Annotated in this window: 11 protein-coding genes; 1 reads left to right on the forward strand and 10 read right to left on the reverse strand. The window is 60.7% G+C overall.

Features of this window, described 5'->3' with window-relative positions; genetic code table 11:
* Window positions 1-83: 83 nt before the first annotated feature.
* Window positions 84-515 (forward strand): hypothetical protein, encoded by a 432-nt coding sequence (locus BUE92_RS23265; protein ID WP_073526541.1) that lies wholly within the window; start codon window positions 84-86, stop codon window positions 513-515.
* Window positions 516-1,168: 653 nt separating this feature from the next.
* On the opposite strand, the gene BUE92_RS23275 is transcribed toward BUE92_RS23265, so the two are convergent.
* The 10 genes from BUE92_RS23275 to BUE92_RS23320 form a co-directional block, all read right to left on the reverse strand.
* Window positions 1,169-2,413 (reverse strand): zinc-dependent alcohol dehydrogenase, encoded by a 1,245-nt coding sequence (locus tag BUE92_RS23275; protein WP_073526545.1) that lies wholly within the window; start codon window positions 2,411-2,413, stop codon window positions 1,169-1,171.
* 84 nt (window positions 2,414-2,497) lie between these two features.
* On the reverse strand, window positions 2,498-3,616 hold the full coding sequence (locus BUE92_RS23280) for a carboxylate-amine ligase (RefSeq protein WP_073527204.1): 1,119 nt from the start codon (window positions 3,614-3,616) through the stop codon (window positions 2,498-2,500).
* Window positions 3,617-3,622: 6 nt separating this feature from the next.
* Entirely contained in the window at window positions 3,623-4,567 is a 945-nt protein-coding gene (locus tag BUE92_RS23285; RefSeq protein ID WP_073526546.1) for a N5-glutamine methyltransferase family protein, read from the reverse strand.
* Window positions 4,568-4,578: 11 nt separating this feature from the next.
* Window positions 4,579-5,958, reverse strand: coding sequence for an iron-containing redox enzyme family protein (locus tag BUE92_RS23290; protein WP_073526548.1), 1,380 nt, complete (start codon window positions 5,956-5,958; stop codon window positions 4,579-4,581).
* 293 nt (window positions 5,959-6,251) lie between these two features.
* Window positions 6,252-7,994 carry an ABC transporter substrate-binding protein gene (locus tag BUE92_RS23295; protein ID WP_073526549.1) on the reverse strand — a complete coding sequence of 581 codons (1,743 nt, stop codon included), beginning with the start codon at window positions 7,992-7,994 and terminating at the stop codon, window positions 6,252-6,254.
* Between the two features lie 158 nt (window positions 7,995-8,152).
* Window positions 8,153-8,425 (reverse strand): DUF2160 domain-containing protein, encoded by a 273-nt coding sequence (locus BUE92_RS23300; RefSeq protein WP_073526550.1) that lies wholly within the window; start codon window positions 8,423-8,425, stop codon window positions 8,153-8,155.
* 11 nt (window positions 8,426-8,436) lie between these two features.
* The gene (locus tag BUE92_RS23305; RefSeq protein ID WP_003232361.1) at window positions 8,437-9,237 is read right to left on the reverse strand and encodes a carbohydrate ABC transporter permease; all 801 of its coding nucleotides are present in this window, start codon (window positions 9,235-9,237) and stop codon (window positions 8,437-8,439) included.
* A gap of 10 nt (window positions 9,238-9,247) precedes the next feature.
* Window positions 9,248-10,114: a carbohydrate ABC transporter permease gene (locus BUE92_RS23310; RefSeq protein ID WP_003192014.1), complete on the reverse strand. Its 867-nt coding sequence runs from the start codon at window positions 10,112-10,114 to the stop codon at window positions 9,248-9,250.
* Window positions 10,111-11,208 carry an ABC transporter ATP-binding protein gene (locus BUE92_RS23315; RefSeq protein ID WP_073526551.1) on the reverse strand — a complete coding sequence of 366 codons (1,098 nt, stop codon included), beginning with the start codon at window positions 11,206-11,208 and terminating at the stop codon, window positions 10,111-10,113. Before BUE92_RS23315 ends, BUE92_RS23310 begins: the two co-directional genes overlap by 4 nt.
* Window positions 11,208-12,302: an ABC transporter ATP-binding protein gene (locus BUE92_RS23320; RefSeq protein WP_014718865.1), complete on the reverse strand. Its 1,095-nt coding sequence runs from the start codon at window positions 12,300-12,302 to the stop codon at window positions 11,208-11,210. The genes BUE92_RS23315 and BUE92_RS23320 overlap by 1 nt, the downstream gene beginning before the upstream one ends.
* Window positions 12,303-12,414 lie beyond the last annotated feature (112 nt).

Raw genomic sequence — 12,414 nt, forward strand, 5'->3', positions numbered from 1 at the left:
GATGCAAATAATCCCCAAACCCACGCTCGGCTGGTATTGTGCGGCGCTTTGAAACACAGCAACCGACTGCGAGGAAATGGACGTTGAACACTGACGAAAAAATGACCGGGGACCTGTTCGAGGTTGATAAGCGCCTGTCACTCAAGCCCGTGGTGGACTTCAACGCCTACCTGCGTAGCGCCTTTGGCGACGGCCCTTGCACCTGCGTGCGCTGCACGGCCAACGGCGGCGATGAAAGCGGTTATGAGTTCCAACACACCTTCACCTTCGACGCCAAGGCCCTGCACCGCCGCTTCGCTTCGACGGCAGGCAGTGATGTGTTGATGGCGTTGAAGAAGGCATGGTTGTCGTACACCAAGGCCGAGCTGCCGCTCAGTGGTGCGTTGGCGCTGGACACAGTCAAAGAGTTTGTCGAGCCACAGTTGCACAAACGCCTGGCGCCGCTGTTTGTCGCCAGTGGGTTGGTCAAGGATGTCGAAGGCCAATTGCGCATCCAGCCGCAAGCCGCAGCCTGATACAGGCCAATGTGGGAGCTGGCTTGCCTGCGAAAGCGGTAGTGCAGTAACAGATGCAGTGACTGTCACACCGCCATCGCAGCATAGGTATCTACACAACTCTGTAGCGCTCAACGGTAATCACGATGCGAAGCGAGCCGCTCTTGATCTTGATCTGCTTTTGATCTTGATCTCAGGCGCCCCGTTAAACCACGCTGGCCGGAATTCGACAGGGATTTGGGGGGTAAACCGGCAGGGATGCCGGTTGAGCCGCCCCGCGCCATGGATGGCGCGTGGCGGCGGCCCCCCAAATCACTGGCGAATTACGGGCACACCGAGCCTAAGCGAGGTGCCGAGTGGTGGGGCAAGAGCGTTTTGCTTACTTTTGCGCTTTTCAAAAGTGAGCCGCCGTCAGGGCGGAACCCTAAGTGGCCGTTACCTAAATAACGGATATGTACGCGCTCTGATCCAACATCCCAGTTGGCTGCCAGGCCGTCTTCGCAGGCAAGCCAGCTCCCACATTTGGATCGCGGCGCATCAGTTAGATCAGCGTCGGCTGTCAGTCCGTCACGGGAGCAAGCTCCCTCGCCACAGGTCCAGCGTCGCCTCGAAGTTGTGTAGATACCGATGGCCATCGCAGGCAAGCCAGCTCCCACATTTTTCCGGGTATTGGCTCAGAAGCCGGGAACGCCCTGTATACGCAACTCAGGGGTCAGTTCGCCCACCGGTTCAGTGAGCGGCCGGTCGTCTCCCCCCGGCAGCAGGATCACCTTGCGACACTCCTCCTCAGCTTTATCAAACAGTTCATAACCCCGCGCCGCCTGCTCCAAGGGCAGCCTGTGCGTGATGATCGCCTCCGGGTGCAGATGCCCCAGCTCGATATGCTCCAATAACTCCGGTAAGAACCGCTGCACATGGGTCTGGCCCATCTTGAAGGTCAGGCCCTTGTCGAAGGCATCGCCAAACATGAAGCCATGGATAAACCCGGCATACACCCCGGCGACGCTGACCACACCACCGCGGCGTACGGCGGCGATGCACTGGCGCAGGGCCTTGCCGCTGCTGCCCTCGATCTTGAGGGTGGTGAGCAGGGTTTCCGTGGTGCTGCCCTTGGCTTCGAAACCCACCGCGTCCACCACGCCATCGACGCCGCGCATGCCGGCCGTCTGACGGATGATGGTGTCAGCCGGGTCATCATCCTCTTCAAAATTGATCGGGATCACCCCGTAGGTTTTCTGCGCATAGGCCAAACGATACGGGTGGTCGTCGACCATGAAAATCTGCTCGGCGCCCAGCATGTGCGCGCAGGCTGCACTGAGCAGGCCCACGGGCCCGGCACCATAAATCGCCACGCTGGAGCCTTTGCCGATGCCGGCGTTGGTCACTGCCTGCCAGGCGGTGGGCAGGATATCGGAGAGGAACAGCACCTTCTCATCTGCCAGGGTGCCGGGCACCTTGAACGGCCCGGCATTGGCCTTGGGCACCCGCACCCACTCCGCCTGGCCGCCAGGTATACCGCCATACAGACGGCTGTAGCCAAATAGCGCGGCACCCGGCGGGATCGCTTTTTTATTCAGGATCGCGCCGCGCCCATCGTTGGTGGTTTCGCAGGCGGCGAATTGCTGGAGCTGGCAGAAAAAGCAATCGCCACAGGCAATCACGAACGGAATCACCACGCGGTCGCCGGGTTGCACAGCGGTAACTGCCGGGCCGGTTTCTTCGACGACACCCATGAACTCATGGCCGAAGATATCGCCGTGCTCCACGGTCGGGATCTTGCCACGGTACAGGTGCAGGTCCGAGCCACAGATCGCGGTGGCGGTGACCCGCAGAATGATGTCGTCGGGTTGTTCAATGATCGGATCGGGCACGGTATCGACCTGCACCTTGTGCGCGCCCTGGTAAGTCATCGCTCGCATGCTCTGCGCTCCTGCCGTTGAGGGGTTACTAGTTAAGGGCCGAGCAGCCCCATCAGTGTTCCATCAACGTTGATCGACACCCGATCAATGGTCGCCGCGACTCTGGGCCAACAGCTGGTCGACTACCAGGTGCAAGCTGCCAAGCGCATCGGCACCGCTGGCCTGGGCCTGGGCATGCCAGCGCAACTGCTCGGCCGCACTGTTGCCGCGTCGCAGCAAGGCCTCCAGGGTATCGAACAGCAGCGGCTCGCCCATGGCCTCTGCCGTGGCGGCAAAGGTCTGCCGGGCGCATTGCAGCCATTGCTCAGCGCTGCCCAGGCTGCCTGCGTCGTCTAACGCGAAGGTGCCAGCGGCCCCATAACGCTTGGCCTGCCAGCGATTTTCCTTGAGCAGCCAGCGCGCCTCGGCACTGAACCTGGCGCCAGGGCGCTGCATCGCGCAGGCATGGGTGACCATCACCCGAAACAGCGTGGCGAGGGCCAAGGCGTCCGTCAGCCGTGGGCAGGCGTCGGTCATGCGCAGTTCCAGGGTGGGATAACGTGCCGCTGGGCGAATGCCCCACCAGCCATTGCCATCGGCCTTGATCGCGCCGATGCGCTGTAACATGGCCAGGTAGCGCTGGTACTCGGCCCAATCGCTGAAATGTTCCGGCACACCCATGCGGGGCCACTCGTCGCAAGCGGCCTGGCGGTAGCTCATGAAGCCGCTGGGCGCGCCGTCCCAGAAAGGCGATGAGCAACTGAGCAGCAGCAACAACGGCAGCCACGGCGACACCTGATTCATCACCGCGATGCGGTCCAACGCCTGCGGCACCTGCACATGCACATGCAGCCCGCACAACACACTGCGCCGCGCTACATACTGAATATCGTCGAACAGTTGCCGGAAATGCGCCTGATCGGTCGGCCGTTGCCCGCGCCAATCGGCCAGGGGATGGCTGCCGACGCACACCACACCGAGGCCGAGCTCAGCCAGGGATTGCGCCAGGTTGCCGCGCACTGCCCGCAAGTAATCCGCCGCTTCGCCGCTTGAAGTAAACACCGGTGAGGCCGCTTCGATCTGCCCTTGGAACATCTCAAAAGAGAAGCCCGCACCAATTGCTTCGCGGCAGGCCGCCAGCACCGCCGCCGAGGGCTCGCCGACCATCTGGCGGGTGTGCAGGTCAGTGATGAAGTATTCCTCTTCAATACCAAAGGTGAGCATCGGCATTCAGCGCAGCCGGGTGACGGTCAGCGCGACCACGGCGATGCGCTCCACCTGCTCATAGCCTGGTTTTTCCAGCTCCTCACCGAAAACGTCCGGGTCCAGTTCGCGGTAGGTCCAGCCGTAGGCATCGCTGCCCAGCAATGGCTTGACCGCCTCGAGGAAAGGATCGCTGCCCGCCACCATCGCGACCCCGGTATACAGCAGCAGGCTACCGCCCAGGGCCAGGCGCCCGATGGATTCACTGACGATGCGCAGCGACAACTGCTCCCCCAGGGCGCCGCCGCCATGGCGATAGGCGCGCTGGCGGTCATCTTTCATGTACGGCGGGTTGGCGACGATCAGGTCGAATTCGCCCTCCACACTGGCCAGCACGTCACTGTGGTACACGCTGACGTTATTCAGCGCGGCCAGCTCGGCATTCACCGCCGTCATGCGCAGGGCACGGGGGTTGATATCCACCGCCAGCACCTGGGCGTCATGCCGGGCTTTGGCAATCACCAGCGCGCCGACGCCGGCGCCACAGCCGATGTCCACAGCGCGCTTGAGCGGCTCGAAACGCTGTTGCAGATAGGCTTCGATCACGTGGGCAAAGCGGTAGCTGTCGGGGCCGAAAAACACCGCGTCCGCCTGGTCGGTGGGATAAGGCGAATGGGTGAACAGCAGCTCATCGAGGCTCGACCAACGCACCGTGCTGCGCCATAGCGCGCCGTGTTTTTCGATCACATCCGCTTGCTGCAACTCTTCACGCAAGGCCTCGGGCAGCAGGCCTTGATCGAACGGCATCGACCAACCGAACACATCGCGCAGCGTCATTGCCAGAGGCGTTGCCAGCCGCCGATAGACACGCTCGTGGGTCAAGGGCGTCGGTGTGATAAAGCGATAACCGCCCTCCTTCAACCCCCGGCCCAGGTTCAACAAGGCACGATCAGCCAGTTGTTGCGCAGACATAGGCACATTCCTTAGCGCAGGCGCGCACGCAGTTGGATAAAGCGGCGAGTGGCATACAGCCCGGCAGGCGTGCAATGACGGCGTGCCGACAGCCACGGGATCAACGCATTGAGCTGTTGCACATCGGGCAAGTTGCACAACGATTCCGCCAGGGCCTGGGTATCAGGATCCGCTGGACGATGCTGCTCGCGGGAAAACCGGCTGCCGCGTCCTGGCCGCACGGGCGGCACGCGTCCGCTGGCAACCCATTCACCGGCGATCCAGTCATGGATCAGTTGTTTCTCATAACCGCTGAACACCCCGAACATCGCCGCGCCAGCGCCCTCGATCAATTGCCAGAAGCGGCTGTTGGCGGGGTCCTGGTTATGCTTGATCCAGCCCTTGTCTTCCAGGGCCTTGAGGAATGCGCCGATCTGCCCAGGCTGGGCCAGCCATTGGTTGACAGTCTGGCCTTCGAAGCGGCAATAGTCCGAATGCATGTGCTGGCCGAAGGCGCGCTTGCGTTCGAGCATCGCCACCACCTCGTCGTGCAGGTTGAACTGCTTGATCACAGACGTAGTACCCGGCCCCAGATCGTTCAGGCGGTAGCCAGCGGCCACCCGGCGATAGAAGTCTGCCCTGCCCTCGCCCAGCGGCAACAGGTTCAGCACCGATTGCGCCGCCTTGCTGGCGTGGCCACTGCTGGCGTTGTCGATGGTGACATGCAGCGTGAAGTAATAAGGGTCGATGCCCAGCTCACTGAGTTCATAAGCGGTGATCAACAGGTGCAGCGGCAGTTGCTCGTAACCCAGGTTGAAGCCAATGACCTCCGGCAGGAACTCGTCGGCGCACACACCAAGCGCCAGTTGCAGGGCGCCTTGCAGGTAATGGTCATCCTCAAGGCCGGCTTCGCTGTCGGCATCGTGCTCGCTGAGCAACTTGCGGTAGATCACCACATGGTTCTGCGCGGCTTCACCGTCGCCCAATTCCTCCAGGTAAGTGGTGAGCAGGCCGTCGAAGCGCTGGTCTTGCCAATAGCGCAGCAAGCCGTAGAGCCAGGCGCCGTCGACCTGTTTGGTTGGCGCAACGCACTGCAGGAAATACAACGCATGGGCCTTGCTCTGGAAATACCGCCGCGGCCCCCCTTGCCGGCGCTGTTCAAGGTAGTCGGCATAGGCCTGGGCCACCTCGGCGCAGCGCTGCTCGACCCAGGCCATCAGCTGTTCGGGCGCCTCTGGCAAGTCGCAGGCGGTTGCCTCTACCAGGGCCAAGTGATCGTGCAGGTATTCACGGGCAAGTTCGGTGGCGTCTCGGGTTTCGCCATGCAACTGTTGGTACATCCGTTGATGGCGGCCCTGTGCCGAGTCGGTGAGGGAGGCCGGCTGGCCTGATAGCGCTGTAAGGAGTGTCATGATGGCAGTTTCCGCAAAGTCCGTTACAACGGGCCTCCCACAAGGTGGCCCCGCAAGAGCGCTCAACATCACGCGCTTCTAAAATGCAGAGCCTCGGGGTGTGCAGAAAATTCAAACGAGGTTGGGTTGTGGGGGATAAGCGGTCGTTTTTAAGGGCTCACAAAACCAAAATACCTGTAGGAGCGAGCTTGCTCGCGAAAAACTCGCAGACGCCGCGTTTATTCAGGAAGCACGCGTTATCGTTGACGTTTTTCGCGAGCAAGCTCGCTCCTACAGGGGTTGAGGTGGCGCTATTACTTACGTGCAGCCTCCCACTGCTTGAGCAGGTCGTTGTAGTTCACGGTTTCGCCCTGGGGCTTCTCGTTGGCCAGTTTCGGCTTCGGCGCACCCGGCTGGTCGAACCAGTATTGCGCGTCACGCTCGGGGTTCATTTTCGGGCCGCACACCGGTTGCACCTTGGAGCGTTCCAGGCGCGTCATGATCGCATCCTGCTCCTTGGCCAGGTTGTCCAGTGCCTGTTGCGGGGTTTTCTCGCCGCTGGCCGCTGCGGCAATATTGCTCCACCACAGCTGCGCCAGGCGCGGGTAGTCCGGCACGTTGGTGCCCGTCGGGGACCACTCGGTGCGGGCCGGGCTGCGGTAGAACTCCACCAGCCCCCCGAGTTTGGGCGCCATGTCGGTCATGGCCTGGGAGTTGATATCGGACTCACGAATCGGCGTCAGGCCAACGATGGTTTTCTTCAGCGACACCGTTTTTGAGGTCACAAACTGCGCGTAGAGCCAGGCCGCGAGTTTCTGCTTTTCGGGCGTGGACTTGAGGAAGGTCCAGGAACCTACGTCCTGATAGCCCTTCTTCATGCCCTTTTCCCAATACGGCCCGACTGGGGAAGGTGCCATGCGCCATTTCGGCGTACCGTCTGCATTTACCACCGGCAAGCCCGGCTTGACCATGTCGGCGGTAAACGCGGTGTACCAGAAGATCTGCTGGGCGATGTTGCCCTGGGACGGCACCGGGCCGGATTCGGAGAAGGTCATGCCCGCCGCTTCCGGTGGTGCGTAGGCTTTCATCCAGTCCACGTATTTCTGCGTGGCGAATACCGCCGCCGGGCCGTTGGTGTCGCCGCCACGGGTGACGCTGGAGCCCACCGGGTGGCAGTCCTCCACACGAATGCCCCACTCGTCCACCGGCAAGCCGTTGGGCAAGCCCTTGTCACCGCCGCCGGCCATGGAGAACCAGGCGTCAGTGAAGCGCCAGCCCAGGGACGGGTCTTTCTTGCCGTAGTCCATGTGCCCATAGATGCGCTTGCCGTCGATTTCCTTGACGTCTTCGCTGAAGAACTTGGCGATGTCCTCATAAGCCGACCAGTTCACCGGCACACCCAGGTCGTAGCCGTATTTCTCCTTGAACTTGGCCTTCAGCTCAGGCCGCTCGAACCAGTCGGCGCGGAACCAGTAGAGGTTGGCGAACTGCTGGTCGGGCAACTGGTAGATCTTGCCGTCCGGCGCGGTGGTGAAAGACAGACCGATAAAGTCCTTGAGGTCCAGGGTGGGCGAGGTGAAATCCTTGCCTTCGTTGGCCATCAGGTCGGTGATGGATTCGGTCTTGCCGTAGCGAAAGTGCGTACCGATCAAGTCGGAATCGTTGACCCAGCCGTCATAGATGTTCTTGTCGGACTGCATCTGGGTTTGCAGCTTCTCCACCACGTCGCCTTCCTGCAGCAGGTCATGGGTCAGCTTGATACCGGTGATTTCACTGAAGGCCTTGGCCAGCACCTTGGATTCGTACTCGTGGGTGGTGAGGGTTTCCGACACCACGTTGATCTTCATCCCACGGAACGGCTCCGACGCCTTGATAAACCACTTCAACTCCTCCAGCTGTTGGGCTTCGGTAAGGGTCGAAGGTTTGAACTCGCTGCCGATCCATTTTTTCGCGGCATCTTCATACGCATCGGCCCAGGCCGAAGCGCTCAAACCACTGAGGGCCAGTACGGCGGCCAATGAAATGCTATGTCGCAGCTTATTGTTTTTATTCAACATAGAGACCTCCAGGTTAATTTCAAACGGGGCTTGTAGGAGCGAGGGGGACGCCTAGTTCTTGCTCGCGAAAAACTCAAAGACACCGCGGGCTACCAGGAGCACTGCGTTATCGTTGACGATTTTCGCGAGCAAGCTCGCTCCTACAGGGTCGTAAAGACCTAGCCCCAACGCATCACACTCAACAGCCATACCAGGGAGAGCGCGGACGCCACCCAGATGCTCCAGTCGGTAACGCCAATGACCAGCAAATGCAGGTAGGCGCTGCCGAGAAGACCGATAAACAAGCGATCGCCACGGGTGGTGCTGATCGGCAGCCAACCGCGCCGCGGGATACTCGGCGAACGCAATTCCCAAGTGGTCATGCCCGCCAGAATCAGGGCGATACCGCCAAAGAACAACGCTGTGGGGGTGGTCCAGGCCATCCATTCCATCATCGACTCCTCTAGACCCGGCCCAGGGCAAAGCCCTTGGCCACGTGGTTGCGAACAAACCAGATCACCAGCATGCCCGGCAGGATGGTCAACACCCCCGCCGCTGCCAGCACGCCCCAGTCAATGCCGGAGGCTGACACCGTGCGGGTCATCACCGCTGCGATGGGTTTGGCGTTGACCGAGGTGAGCGTGCGCGCCAGCAGCAGTTCGACCCAGGAAAACATGAAACAGAAAAACGCCGTGACGCCGATACCGGAGCCGATCAGCGGGATAAAAATCTTCACGAAGAACTTGGGAAAACTATAGCCGTCGATGTAGGCGGTTTCGTCGATTTCCTTGGGCACACCGGACATGAAGCCTTCCAGGATCCATACCGCCAACGGCACGTTGAACAGGCAATGGGCCAGCGCCACGGCGATGTGCGTATCGAACAAGCCAATGGATGAATACAGCTGGAAAAACGGCAGCAGGAACACCGCCGGCGGCGCCATGCGGTTGGTCAGCAGCCAGAAGAACAGGTGCTTGTCACCCAGGAAGCGATAGCGCGAGAACGCATACGCCGCTGGTAGCGCCACGCTCAGGGAGATCACCGTGTTCAGGCTCACGTAGTACAGCGAGTTGAGGTAGCCGGTGTACCAGCTCGGGTCGGTGAAGATCACCTTGTAGTTGGCCAGGGTGAAATCCTGGGGAAACAGGGTCAGGCCGCCGAGGATTTCGGTGTTGCTCTTGAAGGACATGTTCAACAGCCAGTAGATCGGCACCAGCAGGAACAGGATGTAAATAAGTAACGGGATTAGCTTGCGTTTGCTCATGTTGGCGGCCTCAGCGGTTGGCGTCGGAATGGGTCATGGCGGTGTAGAACAGCCAGGACACCAACAGGATGATCAGGAAGTACACCAGGGAAAACGCCGCCGCCGGGCCCAGGTCGAATTGGCCGACGGCCATCTGGGTAAGCGTCTGACTCAGAAAGGTGGTGGCATTACCCGGCCCGCCGCCGGTGAGCACGAAGGGTTCGGTGTAGATCATGAAGCTGTCCATGAAGCGCAGCATCACCGCGATCAGCAGCACGCTTTTCATCTTCGGCAACTGGATATGTCGGAACACCGCCCAGGCCGATGCACGATCAATCCGTGCGGCCTGGTAGTACACGTCCGGAATGGCCCTTAAACCTGAGTAGCACAGCAGTGCTACCAGCGAGGTCCAATGCCACACATCCATGACCAGCACGGTGACCCAGGCGTCCATGGTGTTGGCAGCGTAGTTGTAGCTGATGCCCAGGGCGTTGAGGGTCGAGCCCAGCAGGCCGATGTCGGCACGGCCAAAAATCTGCCAGATAGTGCCGACCACGTTCCACGGAATCAGCAAGGGAATGGCGAGGATGATCAGCACCAGCGAGGACCAGCGGCCCTTGGTGGGCATGGTCAGGGCGATGGCGATGCCCAGCGGGATTTCAATCAGCAGCACGCAGGCCGAGTAGATGAACTGGCGCAGCAGCGAGTCGTGCAGGCGCGGGTCGAGCAGCACCTGCTTGTACCAGTCGGCCCCGACGAAATAGCGGCTGGATTGGTCGAAAATGTCCTGCACCGAATAGTTGACCACGGTCATCATCGGGATCACCGCACTGAACGCCACCAGCAGGAACACCGGCAACACCAGCCACCAGGCCTTGTTGTTCTGCACCTTGTTCATGGCGCCACCTCCAGCAGGTAATCGTCGGCGTAGAGCATCAGCCATTGCGCGGGGAAGCTGATGGAGGCCTTCCCTTCCGGCACCGGCTTGTCCTCGGCCAGGCGCACCTTGAGCGTGGCGCCATCAAGGTTGAGGGTCATGATCTTGTAGGTGCCGAGGTCTTCCACATGTACGACGTCGGCTTGCAGGGCGTCAGGGTTGTACTCGTCCCACACGTGGATAAATTCCGGACGAATGCCGACCTGGAGCTTTTTGTAGTCGGTGGTGTTGAGACGTTGCTGCATCGCTTCGGACAGCGGCAACAGGGTATTGGCGAACCCTACACCGCCAGCTCTGACCTGCACCTCAATCAGATTCATCCCAGGGCTACCGATGAAGTAACCGACAAAGGTGTGGCTGGGCCGCTCGAACAATTCACGCGGCGTACCGAACTGCACGATTTGCCCGCCATACATCACCGCGATCTTGTCGGCGAACGTGGAGGCTTCCAACTGATCGTGGGTGACGTAGACCATGGTGATATTGAATTGCTCGTGAATCTGCTTGAGCTTGCGCCGCAGTTTCCACTTCAGGTGCGGGTCGATCACTGTCAGCGGCTCATCGAACAGAATGGCCGACACGTCATCGCGCACCAGGCCACGGCCCATGGAGACTTTCTGTTTTTCATCGGCGGTGAGGTTGCGGGCTTTTTTGCTCAGCAGGTTTTGCAGGTCGAGGACTTCGGCGATCTCCTGCACCTTGCTGTGAATTTTCGCCTCAGCCATGCCCTGGTTGCGCAGCGGGAACGCCAGGTTGTCGAACACCGTCATGGTGTCGTACACCACCGGGAACTGGAACACCTGGGCGATATTGCGTTTTTCCGGAGTGAGCTCGTTGACCACTTGGGTATCGAACAGCACCTGGCCTTCGGACGGGCTGAGCAGACCGGAAATGATATTGAGCAGCGTGGACTTGCCGCAGCCTGACGGCCCGAGCAAGGCGTAGGCACCGCCCTGCTCCCACACGTGGTTCATTTCCCGAATGGCGTAGTCTTCTGGCCCTGTGGGCGTAGGGCTGTAGCTATGGGCCAGGTTGCGCAAATGGATCTCGGCCATCAGGCAACCCTCGCGACACGGCGTCCGGGGGCCTGGACCAAGCGGCCCTGACCATCGAACACAAACAGTTTATGGGTGGGGATATACACGCGGATCGGCGCGTCGACATCGTACTCATGCACCCCCGGCAGGTGCAGCACCAGCAGGAAATGCTCACTGCGCACATGCAGGAAGGTTTCCGAGCCGCTGATTTCGGCGACTTCCACGGTCACCGCCAGCTCCAGGTCATCATCGTTACTGGGCACCAGGCTGATATGGCTGGGGCGCACGCCAAAGCGGAATTCGCCTTCGCCGATAGGACGCAGGTCAACATTGAGTGGGAAATGTACGAAATTGGCGAAGCTCACTTCGTTACCGCTGATGCGCCCTGGCATCAGGTTGATCGGCGGCTCGGAGAACAGCTCAGCGGCGAGCACGGTTTGCGGCTGGTGATAGACCTCGGCAGCCTTGCCGCTCTGGATCACCCGCCCCTCGTGAAGAATGGTAGTGGTGCCACCCAAGGCCAGGGCTTCGTTGGGCTCGGTGGTGGCATAAATGGCGATGGTGTGGCGCGCCTTGAACAGTTCGCGCATTTCCTGGCGCAGCTCTTCGCGCAGTTTGTAGTCCAGGTTGACCAGCGGCTCATCGAACAGAATCAGTTCGGCGTCTTTCACCAGGGCGCGGGCCATGGCGGTGCGTTGCTGCTGGCCACCGGATAGCTCCAAGGGGTGGCGCTGCAGGAATTTCTCGATGCGCAGCATCTTGGCGGTTTCCAGCACCTTGCTCTGGATCACCTCCTGGGACACACCGGCCTGGCGCAACGGCGAGGCGATGTTCTCGAACACGGTCATGGTCGGGTAGTTGATGAACTGCTGGTAGACCATCGAGACGTTGCGCAGGCGCACCGGCTTTTGCGTGACATCCACGCCGTTCATCAGGATGCGGCCGCTGTCGGGCTTGTCCAGGCCGGCCATCAGGCGCATCAGGCTGGTCTTGCCAGACAGGGTGCGACCGAGCAGGACGTTGAAAGAACCGGCTTCGAACCGCAGGTTGGCGTCGTCGATCCAGGTTTGGCCGTCGACAACGCGGGAGACATGTTCCAGGGTCAATGACATGACACGACCTTTTTTATTATTGGAATGAATCGGGTCCGTTGTCAGAGCGAGTTTCGTGCCAAAACCGCAAGCGCTTGATGTGTAAGGAGATGGGTGAATCATGATGTTCAGG

This window comes from Pseudomonas fluorescens, from assembly GCF_001902145.1.
In the GTDB taxonomy this organism is placed as follows: Bacteria; Pseudomonadota; Gammaproteobacteria; order Pseudomonadales; family Pseudomonadaceae; genus Aquipseudomonas; species Aquipseudomonas fluorescens_BV.

Bases quoted from the DNA above. Each gene is read 5' to 3' on its own strand.
- BUE92_RS23275 (WP_073526545.1), bottom strand. From the start codon at position 2,413: ATGCGAGCGATGACTTACCAGGGCGCGCACAAGGTGCAGGTCGATACC.
- BUE92_RS23280 (WP_073527204.1), bottom strand. From the start codon at position 3,616: ATGCTCACCTTTGGTATTGAAGAGGAATACTTCATCACTGACCTGCAC.
- BUE92_RS23285 (WP_073526546.1), bottom strand. From the start codon at position 4,567: ATGTCTGCGCAACAACTGGCTGATCGTGCCTTGTTGAACCTGGGCCGG.
- BUE92_RS23290 (WP_073526548.1), bottom strand. From the start codon at position 5,958: ATGACACTCCTTACAGCGCTATCAGGCCAGCCGGCCTCCCTCACCGAC.
- BUE92_RS23295 (WP_073526549.1), bottom strand. From the start codon at position 7,994: ATGTTGAATAAAAACAATAAGCTGCGACATAGCATTTCATTGGCCGCC.
- BUE92_RS23300 (WP_073526550.1), bottom strand. From the start codon at position 8,425: ATGGAATGGATGGCCTGGACCACCCCCACAGCGTTGTTCTTTGGCGGT.
- BUE92_RS23305 (WP_003232361.1), bottom strand. From the start codon at position 9,237: ATGAGCAAACGCAAGCTAATCCCGTTACTTATTTACATCCTGTTCCTG.
- BUE92_RS23310 (WP_003192014.1), bottom strand. From the start codon at position 10,114: ATGAACAAGGTGCAGAACAACAAGGCCTGGTGGCTGGTGTTGCCGGTG.
- BUE92_RS23315 (WP_073526551.1), bottom strand. From the start codon at position 11,208: ATGGCCGAGATCCATTTGCGCAACCTGGCCCATAGCTACAGCCCTACG.
- BUE92_RS23320 (WP_014718865.1), bottom strand. From the start codon at position 12,302: ATGTCATTGACCCTGGAACATGTCTCCCGCGTTGTCGACGGCCAAACC.